Source organism: Undibacterium sp. GW821-FHT11B02, from assembly GCF_058808955.1.
In genome coordinates this window covers 40206-59462 of the sequence record NZ_JBXASD010000023.1, presented here as the reverse complement: position 1 = coordinate 59462, position 19257 = coordinate 40206, and the positions used below count along the sequence as shown (strand labels likewise).

The following is a 19257-nucleotide window of genomic DNA, read 5'->3' as shown; positions in this document are numbered from 1 at the left end:
ACCTGCATTCTTCATCGAAAAAACAGTATGCGCGAAGTAAATACATAATTGGCTTCAAGTGCCATCAAACCAACCAGTACCTCCCCAAGTCCTCCCATTCCGGGCATGGTGCAGTAGTCACCCTCTGGAAAACCAACGTAAACATACCGTGCCATAAACTGGACAGTCTCACTAAAGACCTTAAAATTCAGGCACTGACACGATCACTTCGCGGCGGACTGACAGAAGCTATACCCTCAAAATAATTGCAATTTTTATCGCACACATATATCTTGGATGCTGCCCGCTGGACGCATTCTGCGCGCAAGGTATCAAGTGCAGGCCAAGAGGTTACACATCTCAGAATTCGGCTGATCACAAGCTGAACGCTACATGTGAAGCAATCATATGTATGACTACTTATTGGGAGATTGATCTATGAGTGTAACTATCACTGTTAAGCCACCAAACCCACCGGCGAATACTTATGCAACACTGAAACTTCCTCTGCCTGCACCACCAACTGATACTGATTGGTATCAAGCTCGTTTTGACTTGGCGTCAGTTGGGGAGATGAAAATAGCGGGCGGGACGCCTGGGGTTGGCAAGCAGCACCGTGTGAAATAAGCGGTATTCGGGCTGAGACGAGCACTGGCAGTGGGTTTGTATATATATATCTATCTCCTACAGACGGGTGGCTCGACGAATTTTTCTATTGAGATGCGCTACCATTTTAATAACGAAAATGGGCCGCCTACATTCGCTGTTGCTGGAGTTGGTCCAATTCAGGCTACACCCGTCGAGTCTGCTCCCGGCTAATTAATAGCATAGTGCAAAATGTTTTAATTCAGCCAGCCGCTTGCGGCTGGCTTTTCATGGCTTGTTGCGGTTGCAAGCCGGAACCACAGATAATTCCATCAATCCTCCCCAGCTCCCAATCCCCTCTACCTCATGCGTCAGGCGCATTATCTTGTTACGATGGCGCAAAAAGCTGGGCTCCCTCTTTTAAAATATAACCATACCCCGACGCGAGGCTAACGAACTCAGAATTTCCAATTTTTTTGCTTCTCTAGTTAGATAGCGCGCTCGATACGTTCTAGCTGCTATTTTGCGGCTTACGTCGGCGCTCTTCCTGGGCACGCCATTCCTTGACAAGCTGCCGACGGTTGCCTGAATAGCGAACATCCAAGAAATCGACCTTTACAATGCGATCAGCACGGAAAAGGCGAAAATCTTCGCGTAGCTCGCACCATCCTGCAATGAACCTCCGGGATTCGACGAAGCCGAGCATGATGGGCCAGATGGTCCTCTCCGACGCAGCTCCAGCCTGATCCGTGTAAACGATGTGCATCTTGCGCTGCTCGCGCATTGCGCGTCGAACCTGCGCCAAATCGAGGTCTGATACATCTTCCCTTTGACGGCAAATATAAAGAGCATCGTCGTCCAAGGCCCTCCTCATCTCAGGAGGAAGCACCCCACCGATTTTGGCGAGCGCGTTCTGAGCAGCGAACGCCAGACTTTCGTCCGTCTGGCGACCGACCCATCGCGCGCCTGCAACGAGTGCTTGCAACTCTTCCTCTGTGAAAGACAGAGGTGGCAACAGGAATCCTGGCCGCAGTATGTAGCCGACGCCGGGTTCGCCATCGATATCGGCCCCCATGGCTTGTAGCGTGGCGATGTCGCGGCGGATGGTGCGCAGCGACACGCCAGCTTCGCGCGCAAGCACATTGCCGGATACCGTTCCACGGTGTCGGCGTAGCACTTGCATGAGGTCGAATAATCGGTGGCTTCGCGACACGTTTAGTCCATCACTACGAGGCCCTTCCCGCCAAGCTTGCGGCCAGCTTCCAGAGCGCTGACCAGCCGAATTGCCTCGCTCAGGGGCACGGTCTCGGCGACCGGAAGGCGAAGTTTTCCGTCCTTGGCGGCACTAGCAAGGTCATCTAGAATATCGGACCTTGGCGTACAAACAATCGGTTTCAGTCGCCGGTTAAAGATTGAACGAATGAACTTGCCTGGGGTTGGGTTGATGTCGAGGAACACGCCATCCTTGCTCAGCAGGCTGAGACCTACAGCCGTAGTCATCGTTGCCGCCGTGTCGTAGACCACATCGAAGCGTTCACCGATCTTCGACAGATCGGTTGTCCGATAGTCGAAAACGGTTTGAACGCCAAGGGATCGAGCCCTCTTCGTTGCCCCCGCGCTGCAACCGCCTGAGACCGTGGCACCCAGCATCCGTGCGATCTGCACAGTTGCTTCGCCCACCGCGCCTGTACAGCCATTGGCGAAGACTCGCTGGCCAACTGCCAGCTTCGCCTTGTCTACCAGGCCGTTCCAAGCTGTTACGCCCGGGGTTCCAAGGCAAGCCGCATCCTCAAAGGAAACGTTGTCAGGCTTCTTGGCCATGAAGGTTTCATTGGTGACCACGGCATGGCCAAGCGCACCACTTTCCTTGATGCGGGCGAGACCGAACACGGCATCACCAGGTTTGAAGCGCGTCACGTCGGGACCGACCGAAATCACGGTCCCGGAGAAGTCACTGCCCATCGCACGCGGGAAGACTTTGCCGGTGACCATCTTGAGATAGCCGTTGCGCACCTTCCAGTCGATGGGGTTGATGGCAGCAAACTTGACCTTCACTGCCACCTCACCTTTACCCGGCGTGGCCAGCTCGAAGGCTTCGAGCCGCATCAATTCCGGGCCGCCGTACTTGTCGTATTGAATACGTTTCATAGCAGGCCGTTTCAGTGAGGCTGAACCGTTGCCATATAGGCTGCGAACGGCGTGGCATCGTAAATCACATCGGTAGAAGCGAGCTTTCCGTCCTTGACCCTGATGAGTTCAGCGACCATTGAGTGCGGAACCGGGTGTGTTTCAACGTCGTAGACCACCACCGCTTGCTTGTCGTCACCATGAACGGCGAGAACCGTCAGATTCGTGATCATCTGGGAAAACCCCGCCTGGAAGTCCCGGAAGCGCTCGATGCCTGTGGTTTGCCCGATGGGCGATGTGCAGACGATACCCTTGGCCGAAATCGAGATGATCGTTTCGACATCCTTTTTGGCCATTGCTTCCACATAGGTGTGAGCAATTTGTAAAGCCGTGGCGTCAGTTTTGGTCATGATGGTTTCCTTCTGTTGTGTAAGAAAACTCAGTTTAGATTACCACAGTGACAGATTCTGTCACCATTCTTTAAGCAAGCCCCCCCTCGAACGCAGTTCGGAGACTGCACGTTCGACGGGGTTGCCCACGCAGCAGACAACTCCTATAGAAGCGCAGATTTCCATGTATGGCTGAGAGCCAAATGAAAGAAAAGCAGAGCAGGCTGCGGAAAGCACCTGCATATGGTGAACCCGCTTACTCCGTAGGAAAATTGGTTGTGGCGAGCCTCAGCGAACGTCAGCCAAATTCGGTGCTAACGTCATGGTGAAATAAAAAAGTTCATATACACGAAAAAACACCCGAAGGCGGTCTTTGTAACTTGATTACGGTTTCGTTTGACCGTGGGAGAGCACAAGTCCTCACAAGCTCCTTTGATACTATCGTGTGTATTCAAGAGGTCAATGGCCAAGAAACCGCTATTGGGCTAATGTCTATGTAGTATGTGATTTGAAAAAGTGTCGTGCAAAAGACGATATGATACGGTTTGGCGTTACGGAATACCGCAGTCCAGGCGAACCGTTTTCAAGCGGTACTTGAGATGCTTGCGCATTGCCATTCCCCCTCTTGTCATCAGAGTGCTTCCCATTCCTCATGTTCAACTTCGGCCGAAACGGCAGCTCGGACCGCTGCAAGAACCGCGCCGTTCCGGGCCGCGTTACTCGGCAGTCCCACCCGTGATGTAGTCTGTTCCACAGCAGGCTTGGTGACGGTGACGCCGCTCGTCAGCTTGAAGACACTGATCACCTGGAATAAATTATCGGCCTGCTCCTGCATGCTCTGCGCAACAGCGGCATCTTCTTCCACTAGCGCCGCATTTTTCTGAGTGACCGCGTCCATCTGCGTTATGGCGCGATTGATTTGTTCAATGCCAGCCGTCTGCTCCTCACTGGCCAAAGCGATTTCGCCGATGATGTTGCTGACATGTTTGACGCTAATGACAATATCATCCATCGTGGCACCGGCTTGCTCCACCAGTTGCGCACCAGCATCAATATTGCCAACGGCGTCACCAATCAGGGTCTTGATTTCCCTGGCGGCGCTGGCTGAACGTTGGGCCAGGTTGCGTACTTCGGTAGCCACCACCGCAAAACCTCGGCCTTGCTCCCCGGCACGGGCCGCCTCCACCGCTGCATTCAAGGCCAGGATATTGGTCTGGAATGCGATGCTATCGATCACACCGATGATATCGACGACCTTCTTGGACGAGGCATTGATCGAGTCCATGGTGCTAACCACCTGGGACACCACGACCCCGCCTTTGACCGCAGCCTCGGAGGCTGAAACCGCCAAAGTATTGGCCTGGCGCGCATGATCAGCATTTTGCTTCACAGTGCTGGTCAATTCCTCCATCGATGAGGCGGTCTGTTCCAGTGCGTCAGCCTGGGCCTCGGTACGCGACGACAACTCCTGGTTACCACTGGCTATCTGCATCGACGCGGCGACAACCGTATCGGTGCCGACCCGCACTTGGTTCACGATCTTGAACAGGCTGCCATTCATGTCCTTCAGCGCCTGCATTAGCTGCCCAGTTTCGTCGCGCGAGCGGACAGCGATCGCGGAGGTCAGATCGCCATCGGCCACCCGTCGCGCCACTGCCAGGGCGTAAGTCAGAGGCCTGGTAATACTGAGCGTCAAATACCGGGCGAACAGTCCGCCCAACAGAACAAACGAGACGATGAGTGACACCACCAACAGCTTGCTGCTCGCCGCCACTGCATCCACTTCCTGGCTCAGTCCGTTCACTGACTCTTTTTGATAGTTCAAAAATTCCAGTTCGGCTTTCTTGTACGCCTCGGACAAGGGTGTGAATTGTTCAAACAACTTGGCCACGTCTTCACTGCGACCATCGTGCTTGGCTGCCAAGATCAGATCGCGGTTGGTGAGGTATTTCGAACGAGCAGCCCCGACATGCTGAAACAATGTCCGTTCCTGCTCGCTGGCCAGATGGGCCTCGATATACTTTTGAATCTCATTGATATGGCTGGTGGAAGCCTTGGCATCAGCAGCAAAGAAATCGGCTAAACTCGGATCACCACTTTTGACGATGGCCAACTGTCGCTTGAGTCCGGCAAACGTAATGTGATACCACTCCTCAGTCATGCGTTCTTTGGTGAGCGGTTCCTGCATCATCGCACGAGTATCGGCGGCAACTTGATTCAGACGCCACAGGCCCACACCGGATGAAACGGTCGCCAGTAGCAAGACAATGGCAAAGCCACAGCCAAGGCGGGTACCAATGCTCAGATTTTTAATTTCCATATGTCCTTTATCTCTTTCGTCGTGTTTCCTCAAGTATATTATCCGCATCGCTTATTAAACTGTAGCCCTCTAATCAAGCGGTTTCTTACGGACATACACCAATAAGAATTCAAGCTTGCGCAAGCTTCCTTAATATATTTTCGACAGAATCCTGGCCTGCTTTTGGCTTCCGATATCCACCGTACATCACAACTCACGCAATGCCCGCAGTTCAGGCTTCTCTGGAATACATTCCAGAGAATTTCTCGATAAGTTCACAAAAAAATCAGCTTCCCCTCTGTCCAAGATGACGAATGGCATCAATCAAATCAGACTAGGACACATCAAGGCGTGCTTGTTCGCTGATGTCAACGGCTTCATGCCCATGGGATCAAAACTCTTCCCAATCGCCGTTCGCGGATACTGATGAGTTCGCGGTCAACTTCACCGGTTTCGCACGCGCCCTCGCACGCTCGATGGGAGTGATCGGAGCAGAAACGGAGCTAGCGACCTGAGCCGGACGACTGACCGCCCTCAACGGTGTGACGACAGCGGAACGCACTGCTCCAATTTTAAATACGTTAACCACTTGAGCTAGGCTACCAGCCTGATCTTGCAGCGACTGGGAGGCTGCGGCGGCCTCTTCCACCAAAGCGGCATTTTGCTGGGTGGCCTGATCCATTTGAACGATCGCTTGATTCACTTGTTCAATACCCGCAGTCTGTTCTAGGCCAGCAATAGTAATCTCACTCATGATGTCGGTGACGCGTTTGACACTATCAACAATCTCGTTCATCGTCGCACCAGCTTGACCGACCAGCTTGGTGCCAGCGTCTACTTTCTCGACGGAATCGCTGATCAGCGTTTTAATTTCCTTGGCGGCTGCCGCCGAACGTTGTGCCAGATTACGCACTTCGGTCGCCACAACGGCAAAACCACGACCCTGCTCACCGGCTCGGGCAGCTTCGACTGCGGCATTCAATGCCAGGATATTGGTCTGGAAAGCGATACCATCGATGACGCCGATAATGTCAACAATTTTCCTCGCCGATTCGTTGATGGACCCCATGGTATCGACCACTTGCGAGACCACGGCCCCACCCTTGATAGCAACCTCGGACGCGGATACCGCCAACCCGTTCGCCTGACGCGCATTGTCGGAATTTTGTTTAACGGTACTGATCAGTTCTTCCATTGAGGATGCAGTTTCTTCCAGTGAGCTGGCCTGCTGCTCAGTACGTGAAGATAAATCGAGATTGCCGCTGGCGATCTGACCAGAAGCGGTGGCGATCGTGTCCGCACCGGTACGCACTTCGGAGACGATCTTGACCAGGCTATCGTTCATCTCCTTGAGTGCCTGCAGCAACAGTCCAGTCTCGTCGGTCGTGCGGGCTTCGATTTGACTGTTCAAATCCCCCGCCGCGACCGTGTGCGCAACGCGCACCGCTTCGCGCAACGGAACAACGATGGAGCGGGTAATCCAGATTGCCACTCCACTTCCCAACGCGAGTGTCAACACGGCAAGGGATAACAACGTCACGCGTGTGTTCTGATAAGTGCTCTCAGCTTGTTTTCCGCCTTCGGTGACCGCTTCTGTCTGTTGCCGAATCAAGTCTCTCAGCGCTTCAAAATAATTGCGTTGATCCTGTCGCATTTTTGTCAGCAAGAAGATGGTGGCTTCTTCTTTTTTTCCAGCGGCAGCAAGTTCCATGAACTGCTTTTGTGACACCCCATATTGCATCTTGGCGTCCACAGCAACACGCAGCAACGCCTTACCTTCATTTGACTTGACTAGCGCTTCCAATTTGGAAAAATTCTCACCATTTTCTTTCTTATTGTTGAGTATGTTTTGGCGCTCCCTTTCCACTTCCGCAGGGTCGCTCCACAACAGCATATTGCGCATACCCCGAGCGTTGCGATTCACTATATCCAAAATGTCATACGCATACACTGCCTTGGGGTACTTGTCATTGACGATTTGATCGGTACCCTCGTTTAACAATCGCAAACTTGAAATAGCAAACACTGTACTTACCGCCAACAACATCAGCACCAAGCCAAAAGCCCATCCCAGTCGTGTTCCAATTTTCCAATTTCCGATATTCATTCTTCTTCCTTTTTCCGTGATGTTGGTGGGCAGATACGGCCTTTACTTCGTCAATCTGTCGATCAGTCCCATTTCAGTGAAAGACATGAGCTTGTCAATATCGACCAAGATCAGCATGCGCTCCTCCACCGCACCCAGACCTATAATGTAATCCGTATTAAATACCACCCCCATATCCGGTGCAGGCTTGATTTGCTCCGCAGTCAAGGTAATCACGTCCGACACGCTATCGACCACCATGCCTATCACGCTACCACCAATGTTGAGAATGATAACGACAGTGAATTGATCGTAACTCGGGATGCCGAGATTAAACTTAATGCGCATGTCGACAATGGGTACGATGATGCCGCGTAGGCTGATCACTCCTTTGATGAACTCGGGCGCATTGGCGATATGGGTCACGGCCTCATAGCCGCGCAGCTCTTGGACTCTTTGGATGTCGATGCCGTATTCTTCTTGGTCCAAGGTGAAGGCAAGAAACTCTAACGCCTGAAAAGGCTTTTCCAGCGTTGCATGTGTCGTTGACGCTGGCATAATACTTTGTACCGTATCCATTCAAAAATCCTAAAAAAATAACTCCCTGCAGCGATATCCCCCACAGTTGATTAGCTCGGTATGCGAACGCATTAGGTTGTATATAGCGCCGCCATCAACTTGCATAAAGAAGTTATTGCTTGTTTGCGTATTATTTTTCCCCGACGTTACTGCGCGTTTTAATTTTGAGGTCCATTTAGTTTCCATGTGGAAATAAAGATATCACAAAAGAAAAATTCCACCTATCGGCAAAGCCTTATATTGAATAGGGAAATCCTTACTATATGGCGATCCGTAGCGGACAAGTCTTGGCTCGCCACTACCTCGAATATTCAAGTCCCCCGGTTACACCCTAATTCAGGAATTCATGCGATTGCACTACGGCGGTGCACCCAACCTCAGTAAGCCCCCGGTAATGTCACCTTGAATCCAAGCAGCTAAGCGCGGATGATTGTGTCCACGTAATAAGTGGACAAGTGTACATGAACGAAGAAATAGATATGCCGCAGGTGCGGCGTCGGCGTCACAGCGTCGAATTCAGGAATCAGGTGGTCAACGCCTGCCAACAACCTGGTGTGTCAATTGCAGCGACAGCCCTTCGATATGGATTGAACGCCAACATGGTACGGATCTGGATCCGTGAACATGAACGGCTAAGCAATGATCCTAAACAGGCGGTGGTGCGCCATGTGTCGTGTTGATGCCGGCTTATGTCAATGACATCAACACCATGCTGCGAGGTGAAGCGGAATCAGGGCTGAGGATGGGCAATAATGCTGATGAAGTGTTTTAACAGACAACCGAATCATCAGATGACTTTACCAGGTACTTACAATGGTGCTGTGGTAATGGTCGCAATAGTCGTTGTGCCATTGAAGAACTCCACCTTAGCTATCGTGCCATCGGTGTCGGTCGCGGTCGCACTCAGAATGATGGTCGCCGGTGCAGTGGCATTGGCCGGATTGGCCGTCAGACTGATTGTGGGTTGTTGTTGATGACATTGACGGTGGCCGGTGTACTGGTCGCAGTGTTGCTGGCACTATCAGTCGCTGTGCCGATCAGGGTAGCTTTTCTTATTGAATTTTGAAAATTTCGGAGTGCACTTGGTAAAAAACTGCCTTTGCTGATCGATCACCAATATTTAACAAAACTTCGCCATCCAGGTTGCTGCTCGAGAATCTTTGATTGATCTTTTTGGCAATTTCCAAGTTTATAAACCCTTCTTTTCTATTTTTCATTCGGTTGCACAATATTTCATCTGTTGTAATTAAAGTGATTAATTTGAATTCTATTTCATCTAAGTGGTTTGTAAGCGAATCAACGAAAGAGTCGTAAAATACATCAACAAGCACAATTGGAAAAGCAGAGGCTCCAAGAAAGGTTTTTACTAATTGAGCAGAAATTTCAATAGATTGGTAATAAGTATCATCGACGCCTGGAATGAATTTTTCTGAATTAATCATTCGCCTAATATCATCCACATCGACCACAACTGCAATTGAATTACACCTTCTTATATTCGAAACAAGCGTTGTTTTTCCAATGCCGGGTGCACCACGAATCACAATTATTTTATGGCAATTTGACATTCTGGTCTCTTAATCAAATCAGACTATAATCGATTCGTTGTCCGATATTTTTCACGATAGTATCCAATACACATGAAATAATATTGAAAACATTTTCCAATGTAGTTCCAAAAAGAAGGTAAACGTGGTTTGCTAAATTTTGGTTTCATGTTGATTTTTTGTGTAACTTCGATCTTTCGATTTCCTTTTCCATAACGCAAAAAGCGCTTGGAAAACCCTATTAATCCATCGGAAAAATCATGAAGAACAAGACTTTCTTCGCATATTTCAATGTTACCGAGCAACCATAATCGCCGTGTGACTTCGACATCTTCACCAGCAGCGTCATCAAAATATTCGTCGAAATAACCACTTTCAGCCAAGGCACTCTTCCAAACCAAAGCGTTGGCCGTGACGATGTATATCGGCACCAGCCTATCACTGGAATTTTTAACTTTTCTGGGAAGTAGGACATTTTCACTATCATAGAAAGCAGTAAGATTGGATTGGGGCCAGCCTTTGACATTGCCAGCAAATGCAATAGCTTTCTCCTTGCAGTTTGAATAGCCCGATAGCGTGGTTGCTGTTGGGATGCAATCACTATCACAGAAGAGCAGCCATTCTCCTAATGCAGCTTTCGCTCCCATATTTCTTGCAGCCGCGGGGCCTTGAATCAAACAATGTAAAACACGGATTGGGATCTTGCCGTAAGACATGAAACACTTGTTAAGTGTTATCGGAACATCGGAATTATTGTCAACAATAATAATTTCCATTGGGTATTCGTTTGACGGAATAACTTCAAAAAAAGTATCTAAAAATCTATTGATGCCAGACTGGTTGTTTTTCACTGGGATGACAACAGAAATTGACCCACATTCAATTGACGGGATGGTTCCAGAATACAAATTGTCGGGATTGATGGATTCTCCAAATCTTGCCATTGATTGCCCTAATATTTTATTGATTAAACATGAAATCTTGTAGCGAAGATTTCATTGACGATGACGCCGCATCTATTGTCGATTTATTTTCTGAATTGTTGTTACGCAAGAAATCATTGAATTTTTGCGATTGGATGATTCGGTTTCCATATGTAGACCACTCATCCGAGTTTGGTGGAGGCGTCTTATTAAATGAGTCATATTTCATCCTATTTATCAAATTCGTATTCGAACTTTCATCGCTGCTAAATATACTTAGTACTCCAACGTTCTTGTTTTTAAATTCTATTTTCATCGAAGAAATTTCTTCATTGGATAACTCTCCTAAAAGAAAAACTGGGGTATACCCGTGTCTTAGAAATGCTTTGATTGATTCCGTCTGTATCAAAGAGTTCTGAAGTGTCAAGCCATTCAATGATATAAAATGTTCGTTGACCATTTTTTTTAATTTATGATGATTAATACAAGCTCCTGACGAAAAAGCGGCGCGAACCTCTTTCTGGAATTCATCTGTCAGAAGAAATATTGGAATTCGTACCAATGCAATATCAATCATTTATCGCGCTTTATTGGAATACTCTTCTTAAAAGGAATAGATCGAGATTTTAAGAATTCAGATCGATCTGTACCTGAAATATTGCTTACAAGCGACTCGACAGTATGCGTGGAAATTATTCTCTCACTGGCATTGGAATTTGTAACCTCTTCGAAATCCACATACCTTCGCTTGTAACACCAGTTACAATGTGGGAGATCTGACTCCATTTTGGCCGACCCACCACGCCGCCCAACCACGTGTTGCGCTCGAAGATTTTGGTATTGATCTCCATTCCAAATTTCCTCAAATGTATTCTTGGTCAAATTCCCTAATGTAAGTGCGGCATGGCCAATAAGGTGATCACAATAACCAATATTCCCTGCATAATCTATATAGCAATATTGCCATGGATGCGAGCATCGAAATGGCAAGCCTGCATCTAATGTTAAAGTTGAATCAAGGCTAGCGCCAAGACGCAACTCTATGTTCAAATCGAGTGCACGTGCGGTGGCAATTCTTAAGCTTTCCGGAATTATGGACATCACGTTGTCTAAGTGAAGTGGATTCTCTTTCCTTGTAACTATTGGGAAAAGGGTTAATTTTTGCACGCCATAGGATGCCGAAAATTCGACAATATCTTTTATCTCATTGATATTCAAACTCGAAATCACTGTGTTGAAACAAATTTCGCCTTTTCCTCCAGCTTTAGTTTTTTCAGACTTACCTACTTCGAGCGAGCTTTTTAGTTTATCCAAACTGCCACGGCCTAGAGACTTAACTGTCGAGCTATTAATAGAATCTACCGAAACGACTACGTTGGCTTGGCTCTCCATAAGTTGTTGCCATAAAGGTTGGCGAATTGCAAGCGCATTCGTAACTAGTCGAATTTTTGCACCCGAAGTACTTGCGATCTTTAGCTTTCCTTCGAAATCCTTCAATATTGTGCTCTCGCCATATCCCCGTAAATCAATTAACGAAGCAGACGGGAATAGTTTTTTCGACACTAATTCAAATAATTCGTTGCTCATGTTTCGATCTTTATACTTCCCGTCAGCAGATCGACACATTGAACAACTCAAATTGCAATTCTGTGTCAGTTCTACAAAGAGTACAGGAGGCAAACTCTCTAACTTGATAATTCCATTTTCAAATTCGCTATTATTTATGTCAAGATTGTGATGCCTAGCAAATGTTTCCATATCTCTTTGTCCAGGAGTTAACTTTGACTAATTTATCTTCTTGCATTGACGATTTCATCAATGCTTTCCTTTGAGAACGCTGAAATCAGACGTGCGAGACCTTCACTAAGCGGCGTTGTTGAACGCCATCCTATTTTCTCTCGCGCGCGCGTTGGCTCCCCGCAAAATCTTGAAACGTCATATGTACGACATGGCGCGTTAGAAAACGTAGCTTTCATTCCTCCAATTTCGATTGCCATTTTTGCAAGTTCGTACAAACTCGTCGCTTGCCCTGACGCGAAATGTATTGGATCAAGACTTGAACAGCCAACATCTTCAAAATACCTAACTACTTTAATCAGTCCATCAACAATATCATCAACGTGCGTGAAATCAAACGCGTTTTCAGCTCCTTCAATCTGCAAATTTCCGCCGATAGCCGCTGCCCTGGCGAACGCTGGTACAACCCGATCTGAATGATCTTTTGGGCTCCCATAGACGCTCGAAAATCGAATTATGGATGTTCTAAGACCATTATCTGTTGCCCTTCCTATTAATCGTTCACCCTCGACCTTTGATTCTCCATAAATGTTGACAGGCTTTAGTGGTGAAGATTCACTAATTGGGATGCCGGTACCTTCTCCATATACTTCTCGACTACTAGCTGAAATTATCCAAGGTTTTTCAGCTCGTCTCAATGCTTCGTTCAGCAAAGTCTCCAATCCACCAACATTCGTCTTCCAACATTCTTCTGGATTCCTCTGCGCATGTACAACTCGCGATACCGCTGCCAAGTTTATTATCCCAGAACAACCACCAATAGCACGAATGACAGATTCCCTATTTCGAATGTCTCCAAATTCAGCGGCCCGTCCACGAATATCAAAACCAATTACGTTGTAACCAAATTCAATTAGCGCCAATTTAAGTGCGGTTCCAATCAAACCACATGATCCAGTTATTAATATTGATTTATTCATGATCAAATGAAATGGTCCTTACGCCATGGGAGAGCGAATGACGCAATCAAAATCGGAACTAAATATTTTGACTAAGGGATACTCTGCCCCAGTAATTTTTTTGCACATGTCTGCACTCGATTTAGAAAATTATCTCTTAAATGGAAACGAACTAGAAACTCCGGATGATGAGACACAGCCATCTGCTCATGCTTATTGAGTTGTCAATGTAGATATTATCGTCAAATCGGAAGATCAATTTTATTAATTTTGCTACTCAAATTAATAATTAACTATATATTACATTTATGGAAATCTTCTTTATGATAATTTGTGTTCTTCTCAATAAGTGTTTTATTTTGCATCGAGAGCTGCTTTAAACTGTTCTATTACTATTGAGCTCCGGCCAGGAGAGCGGAGCAAACACAATACTTGAGAGGCTAATTTGTTGTTACGCATGAATTTCGCTGACATTCGAGAACACCGAGGCAGACAGATGGGGGGCTTTGAGGAACTCTGCTGCCAATTGGCTGCCTTAGAGGACCCGGTTGAGGGCTCATGGTTCGTTCGGAAAGGTCCAGGGGCGGACCAAGGCCTGGAGTGCTACCGAAGGTACGCAGACGGGCGCGAAGTTGGCTGGCAAGCCAAGTACCTCATGAATAGCTTCGAATCGACGCAGGTAAATGATCTAACTGATTCCTTTCAGCGCGCGATGGCCGCCCATCCTCAGCTAAAGAAGTTCATTGTCTGTCTGCCTATCGACCTTCAAGACAACCGCTCGGGCCAGAAACTGAGCCAGGTACAACGATACGAGGGCTGGCGCGACAAGAGCATCAAGGATGCCGCAGCGGAGGGCCGCATCTTGGAAATCGAACTTTGGAGCGCGTCAAGTATCACGGAGCGGCTTGGCCGCGACACCCCTGCCTACTCGGGGCGAGCACGCTACTGGTTTGACACCGTCCGCTTCAGCACAGTTTGGTTCTCTGAGAAATTCGAGGTTCCGCGTCGCAATCTTGGCGAGCGATACAGTCCGGAGAGCCATGTGGACTTACCCATCCAGCAAGCCTTACAAGCGCTTGCGCGTAATGCTGAACTGCTAAAGGAACCGGCCGCCTGGGCTGCAGAAATCACATACCGGCTCGACGGAGCGACTCGCAACCTGGTACTGCACGGCTTTACTTCCGTAGCAGGCCGGATGAAACAATCCTGCGAGCCGCTTCTAGATGCTCTCACCAGCTCACCCGCTACACTGGACGCTCCCCTCCCCTTGGATATCTGGGTCGCATTGTCGGCAGATGGCGTGCTGAGCGTCTCGAATGCGTTGAGCGAGATTCAAGACAAAGTCGCCGCCAAGGACCATACAAGTGTCCGGAGAGACCTGTTCGATCTGTATTCATCGATAGACCACGTTAGGCGCGAGCTCGCAAGCGTACGTTGGCGTCTCGCGAACAAGCGGGAACTGCTCATCTCTGGACAGGCTGGCATCGGCAAGTCGCATTTGGTTGCCGACTTCGGCGCAAAGCAACTTGAGCTGGCACGCCCATTTATCTTGGTACTGACCGGAACCTTGGCCGAGGCCGAACCTTGGCAACAGATACGCGAGCATCTGGATCTAGGTCAGGTTAGCACGAACGAGTTCCTCGGGGCTCTGGACGCTGCTGCAGAGGCCGCAGGTTGCCGGTCCGTTCTCGCAATTGACGCCTTAAACGAAAAGCACGGGATCGACCTGTGGGAAACTCGCCTTCAAGGGTTCGTTACACAAATGCAGCAATTCCCGCGCTTGGCCCTAGTCTTGACCGTGCGTGACACATATCTGGAATACCTCCCGCTGAAGGGAATCGAGCATGTGGTTCATCATGGCTTCGCGGGCCATGCCGGAGCGGCAGCCAAGGCATATCTAGACAAGCGCGGTATAGCACGTCCCAGTTCGCCAAATTTGGCTCGTGAGTTCGAAAATCCCCTATTCTTACGGACATGCTGCGCGTACCTTGACGCGGAAAACCTCAAGCAACTTCCCAAGGGCCTGGAAGGCATCACGGCTATTTTTAACTTCTACCTGTCAGCGGTGGCTAAGAAGGTGGAAAGAGAGTTGAAGCTGATGCCCCAACTGAAGATTGCACGTAAAGCACTCGACGAATTTCTTGATGCTTGCGCTGCGCACTGCGACTTCGGTAGTCTGCCATTCGATACTGCGAGTGAACTATTCGAGCGCTTCCTCCATTCAGGGGGAAGAGTGGATCAGAGCCTTTTGTCGGCGTTTCTCTCCGAAGGCGTGCTTACTCAGGAAATGGAGCGCCACGAAGGAAGGAATATCGAAACCATCAGGTTTACGTTCGAGCGGCTGTCGGATCACCTGCGAGCCGAGCGCCTCATTGCGCAAATTGACCCTGCCGACCTGACAGGATCAATTCGACGAGAGCCCCTTGTCACCTACTTTGATCCCGACGCATCTTGGCGCTTTGCTGGTGTCATTGAGGCGCTTACGGTCCAGTTTCCCGAGAGATTCGGGTACGAATTGTTCGATATATTACCCAAGGATGCAATCAATTCCTCGTCGCTAACCGACGCCTTCATAAGCTCGCTTGCGTGGCGTGCGCCCAGCGCGTTCTCGCAACGGACGGTCGATTGGGTGTCAACGCTATGCGAGTACACTGGCCAATCATCTTACGGGTTGTTGCTGCTAGTTTGTACTGAGCCGGAAAATCAATTTAATGCCGAATGGTTGCACCAAGACCTCTGGCAGCGTCCCATGCCTCAGAGAGACGCTGTGTGGTCTATCTTCCTTGCGGAAGACGACTTAAGTGAAGGCGGTACGACCGAGACCCTCATTGAGTGGGCTTGGCAAGTGGAAGCTGGGGAAGTGGAACACCAGCGTCTGTGGCTCGCTGCTGTCGCGCTGACATGGTTCCTGTCGACCAGTAACCGGGCCGTACGAGATCGCGCCACGAAAGCCTTAGTAAATCTGCTGTCCTCTAACCTTGTTGTTGCCGCTGCCCTGCTCGACAAATTTGGTCAAGTGGACGATCCGTACATCTCTGAACGCCTGCTTGCGGCTTGTTATGGAGCCATGATGCAGGGAATAGACCGCTCCGGATGCAAAGCGGTTGCTTCAGCAGTTTGGGCGAACTACTTCGCCGGTGACCGCACACCGCCTCTTAACCTGTTAGCACGCGACTATGCATTAGGCTCCCTGCTGTATACCCAAGCTGCAGGCCAGTTGCCCCCGGAAATCGACATTGAAGCTTGCAAGGCCAAGTTCACTTCACCTTGGCCCTTGGAACCGGTGACCGACGAAGACCTTAAGAAATACCGTAAGAAAGGGTATGGCGATTCTATTTTCTCGTCGACCGAAAGGGATGCGGATTTTGGAAACTATACCTTGCGCACATGGCTGCACGACATCACGAGTTTGCCTCGGGAACATGCTGGGCAAACCACGCAGCAACTTTACGAACAGTGGGAAGCAAGCTTCGAGGACATGGCAACTGCTACACAACTTAATGCTTACACGAACCTGCTTCGTGCGAGCTTGAACTATCGCCAGCGGCTCGAGCGGAGTTGGTACAGCGATGAGGGTAGAGAAGAGTCGGCACGGTTATGGGACGAACTAGTGAAGGCGAACACGGAGCTAAAGGAACAGCTCTCGCCGGAGATGCTTGCAGAGTACGGTCGTTTTGCCGAGCGGCATCAACTCGAGGCGACCAGGATGAACGACAACGGCATTCATCCGCCTGAGTTCGATCACGCGACTGTGAGGCGCTGGATATGCGTTCGTGCGCACGCGAGGGGATGGACCGAGGAACTCTTCGAAGAGTTCGACGAAGGCTCCCACATTTCTCGCGAACGCATGGGCAATCATCGTGTCGAGCGAATAGGAAAGAAGTACCAGCGCATCGCACTTGCGGAGATCACGGTTCGATTGACCGACAACCTCGCTATTTGCTCTTATCATGACGATGGCCAACTGCGGGCCTTCGAATACGGACCCGGTGGCCGCTACATGAAGAAGGATATTGACCCATCACTCCTTGTACGTAGCACCCAAGAGTCTGGTTGGTCCTCAACTCCTACCACTTGGTGGACGCCGTCTTCACCGAGGCTGCCGTTCGGCGACACGGACTTGCTCCTTGCATGGCTTGCTGTGGAAAGTGACTTGTGCAACGGCCCCGAAGAGATTGAAGTCGCCAGCCCCGACGGTTGCCAGTGGCTTGTCGTGCATAGCTTTCGACACTGGAAGGTTCCGGGTCAGAGCAGACGCAACCATGCAGACGCGTGGTCCCACATCACGTGCTTGGTCACTCGCCTCGGTGCTGGACCTGCTCTAGCCACAAATCTGCTGAGCCAGCAACGTAGTGACTCATCGAGACTGTCGGATGATGGAGATCTGGAGACCTTCTTGGGAGAGCACGGCTGGCGCGACGGAAGGGAAATAAAGCTTTCGAAGGACATCTCCATAGGTATCGTCACTCCCTACGCTGCCATCGTCGAATCCCTAATCGCCGAAGGCAATACGAAGGATAATTCAGTCGAGGATTCGTTCACGCTCCACTTTCCGTCTGCTGGCACTATGAAGCTTCTTGACCTGCGCCTTCACAGCGGAAAGAAACCGCAATATGTTGACGCTGCAGGAGTTCTTAGGTGGCAAGATCCCTCCCTACATACGCGTGGTGCCGGAGCAGGGATTGTCTCTCGCGACTACTTCCTAGAACGCCTCGCCCAAGCCGGGCTTGAGCCAGTGTGGGTTCTTGCTGGCGAGAAGAACGTGTATGCGAGTCAATACTCGGGCGGAGGCAATGGGTTTGGTGGCCGCTTTCATCACACTACTGTTTTCATCGTTGATGCTGGAAGCTTAAAGCCCTTCGGTCAGAAAACTGATTTTCTCCAGCCAAGTAAGGAACAGTTGAACGCGCTCCGTAAGAACTGATAAGGAACGAGGCTAGATCGTCTGTCTGCAACGCAGTCGTTCCTACCTAACTCGACAATCCGATCACGAAAGGCCACCTTAATTGAAAAAATGCTTTTGTATCACGTTTTTCAGGTACGATAATACTTATCAATTGCATATTCTGGCAAGATCATCATGAACAGCAAAGCAGCCGTAAATCAAATTTTTGTTAACGCACTGGTGCCCTTCTTACCCTTGTATTTTATGGGTTGGCCTTCAACGATTGAATGAACTCGACTATGGTGGCCGCCACTTCCACCGGCGATTCAAGGGGTGACAAATGACCGGTCCCGGGTAACACGTGCAGCGTAGCCTGGCTGATGCGAGACAGCAGTTCCGCCTTGAGCATAGGCACCGTGTCCACTCGGTCCAACTCACCCGCGACGACGGCAACTGGTACATTGATCAACCCCACTACATTGGAAATATCTTCGAGGCTGGTCGAAGTTGGCCAAGCATCACGAGCCTGGGGAGCGCCGCGCAGACTGTCGGCAATGACTTGCTCACGCAGAGCGCCAGAGAGCGGCTTGGCGGTCAGCATACGTTCGAGCGCCATACCAACCGATTCGCGCGACAGGTAGGCTGATTGCATTCCAGCGCGGGCCTCAGGGGGTAACACCAGCGGTGTCGGTATCGTTGCAACCAGCACCAGGCCAATGAGACCTATAGGATGGCGCGAGGCCAGTACTTGGGCGATTTTACCTCCCATCGAGTGTCCCACCAGCACGTATTCACGTAAGCCCAGGTGGGCGATCATTTGCTGCGCATCGTCTGCAAAGTCAGCCAATGCATAGCCGGTAAGGGGGGCGTCGGAGTCCCCCCAGCCCCGCAGATCCGGCGCTACGGTGCGATAACTCTGAGGCAGCGCTGAGATAACCGCGTCCCATGTGCGCGACGAACCACCCCAGTAGTGCAGAAATACAAGAGCTGGAGCGCCGTCGCCCTGGTCTTTGACGTTAATTTCAATACCATTGACTGCAATTTTCATGATGATTCTTCCTTGTTGGTAAAAGCATGGGTATATTTTAGATACGATCCCTAAACGCGATAATCTGGCATTTGCTATCATCAGTCATTCGTAAAATTATCGAATTAAGGAACG

15 protein-coding genes are annotated in these 19257 nt (G+C 49.8%); 2 read left to right on the top strand and 13 right to left on the bottom strand.

Translation table 11 applies throughout. The features are described from left to right. Window positions 1-1075 precede the first annotated feature (1075 nt). The 6 genes from AC1RVX_RS29485 to AC1RVX_RS29460 form a co-directional block, all read right to left on the bottom strand. Complete coding sequence (locus AC1RVX_RS29485; RefSeq protein ID WP_493220157.1) at window positions 1076-1777, bottom strand: helix-turn-helix transcriptional regulator; 702 nt, start codon at window positions 1775-1777, stop codon at window positions 1076-1078. A gap of 2 nt (window positions 1778-1779) precedes the next feature. Then, window positions 1780-2712 (bottom strand): NAD(P)-dependent alcohol dehydrogenase, encoded by a 933-nt coding sequence (locus AC1RVX_RS29480; RefSeq protein WP_493220156.1) that lies wholly within the window; start codon window positions 2710-2712, stop codon window positions 1780-1782. 11 nt (window positions 2713-2723) lie between these two features. Then, complete coding sequence (locus AC1RVX_RS29475; protein ID WP_493220155.1) at window positions 2724-3101, bottom strand: nuclear transport factor 2 family protein; 378 nt, start codon at window positions 3099-3101, stop codon at window positions 2724-2726. Window positions 3102-3711: 610 nt separating this feature from the next. Further along, window positions 3712-5400, bottom strand: coding sequence for a methyl-accepting chemotaxis protein (locus AC1RVX_RS29470; RefSeq protein WP_493220154.1), 1689 nt, complete (start codon window positions 5398-5400; stop codon window positions 3712-3714). Between the two features lie 370 nt (window positions 5401-5770). Next, window positions 5771-7486, bottom strand: coding sequence for a methyl-accepting chemotaxis protein (locus AC1RVX_RS29465; RefSeq protein WP_493220153.1), 1716 nt, complete (start codon window positions 7484-7486; stop codon window positions 5771-5773). A gap of 42 nt (window positions 7487-7528) precedes the next feature. Continuing rightward, window positions 7529-8023, bottom strand: a complete 495-nt coding sequence (locus AC1RVX_RS29460) for a chemotaxis protein CheW (RefSeq protein ID WP_493220159.1) — start codon at window positions 8021-8023, stop codon at window positions 7529-7531. 482 nt (window positions 8024-8505) lie between these two features. Here AC1RVX_RS29460 and AC1RVX_RS29455 point away from each other — a divergent pair, with 482 nt between their 5' ends. Further along, the gene (locus tag AC1RVX_RS29455; protein ID WP_493220152.1) at window positions 8506-8724 is read left to right on the top strand and encodes a transposase; all 219 of its coding nucleotides are present in this window, start codon (window positions 8506-8508) and stop codon (window positions 8722-8724) included. 128 nt (window positions 8725-8852) lie between these two features. Here the strand turns inward: AC1RVX_RS29455 and AC1RVX_RS29450 are convergent, their stop codons facing one another. The 6 genes from AC1RVX_RS29450 to AC1RVX_RS29425 form a co-directional block, all read right to left on the bottom strand. Beyond that, the gene (locus AC1RVX_RS29450) at window positions 8853-8951 is read right to left on the bottom strand and encodes an Ig-like domain-containing protein (protein ID WP_493220158.1); all 99 of its coding nucleotides are present in this window, start codon (window positions 8949-8951) and stop codon (window positions 8853-8855) included. 145 nt (window positions 8952-9096) lie between these two features. Further along, window positions 9097-9612, bottom strand: a complete 516-nt coding sequence (locus AC1RVX_RS29445; protein WP_493220151.1) for an AAA family ATPase — start codon at window positions 9610-9612, stop codon at window positions 9097-9099. Window positions 9613-9635: 23 nt separating this feature from the next. Further along, the gene (locus tag AC1RVX_RS29440) at window positions 9636-10535 is read right to left on the bottom strand and encodes a glycosyltransferase (RefSeq protein ID WP_493220150.1); all 900 of its coding nucleotides are present in this window, start codon (window positions 10533-10535) and stop codon (window positions 9636-9638) included. 16 nt (window positions 10536-10551) lie between these two features. Then, window positions 10552-11091 (bottom strand): hypothetical protein, encoded by a 540-nt coding sequence (locus AC1RVX_RS29435; RefSeq protein ID WP_493220149.1) that lies wholly within the window; start codon window positions 11089-11091, stop codon window positions 10552-10554. Further along, entirely contained in the window at window positions 11088-12272 is a 1185-nt protein-coding gene (locus AC1RVX_RS29430) for an SPASM domain-containing protein (RefSeq protein ID WP_493220148.1), read from the bottom strand. Before AC1RVX_RS29430 ends, AC1RVX_RS29435 begins: the two co-directional genes overlap by 4 nt. Window positions 12273-12304: 32 nt before the next feature. Then, on the bottom strand, window positions 12305-13231 hold the full coding sequence (locus tag AC1RVX_RS29425) for an NAD-dependent epimerase/dehydratase family protein (protein ID WP_493220147.1): 927 nt from the start codon (window positions 13229-13231) through the stop codon (window positions 12305-12307). A gap of 634 nt (window positions 13232-13865) precedes the next feature. Here AC1RVX_RS29425 and AC1RVX_RS29420 point away from each other — a divergent pair. Further along, window positions 13866-18134, top strand: coding sequence for an NACHT domain-containing protein (locus AC1RVX_RS29420; RefSeq protein WP_493220146.1), 4269 nt, complete (start codon window positions 13866-13868; stop codon window positions 18132-18134). 223 nt (window positions 18135-18357) lie between these two features. Here AC1RVX_RS29420 and AC1RVX_RS29415 read toward each other — a convergent pair whose 3' ends face one another. After that, window positions 18358-19143, bottom strand: a complete 786-nt coding sequence (locus AC1RVX_RS29415) for an alpha/beta fold hydrolase (RefSeq protein WP_493220145.1) — start codon at window positions 19141-19143, stop codon at window positions 18358-18360. Between the last annotated feature and the right edge of the window lie 114 nt (window positions 19144-19257).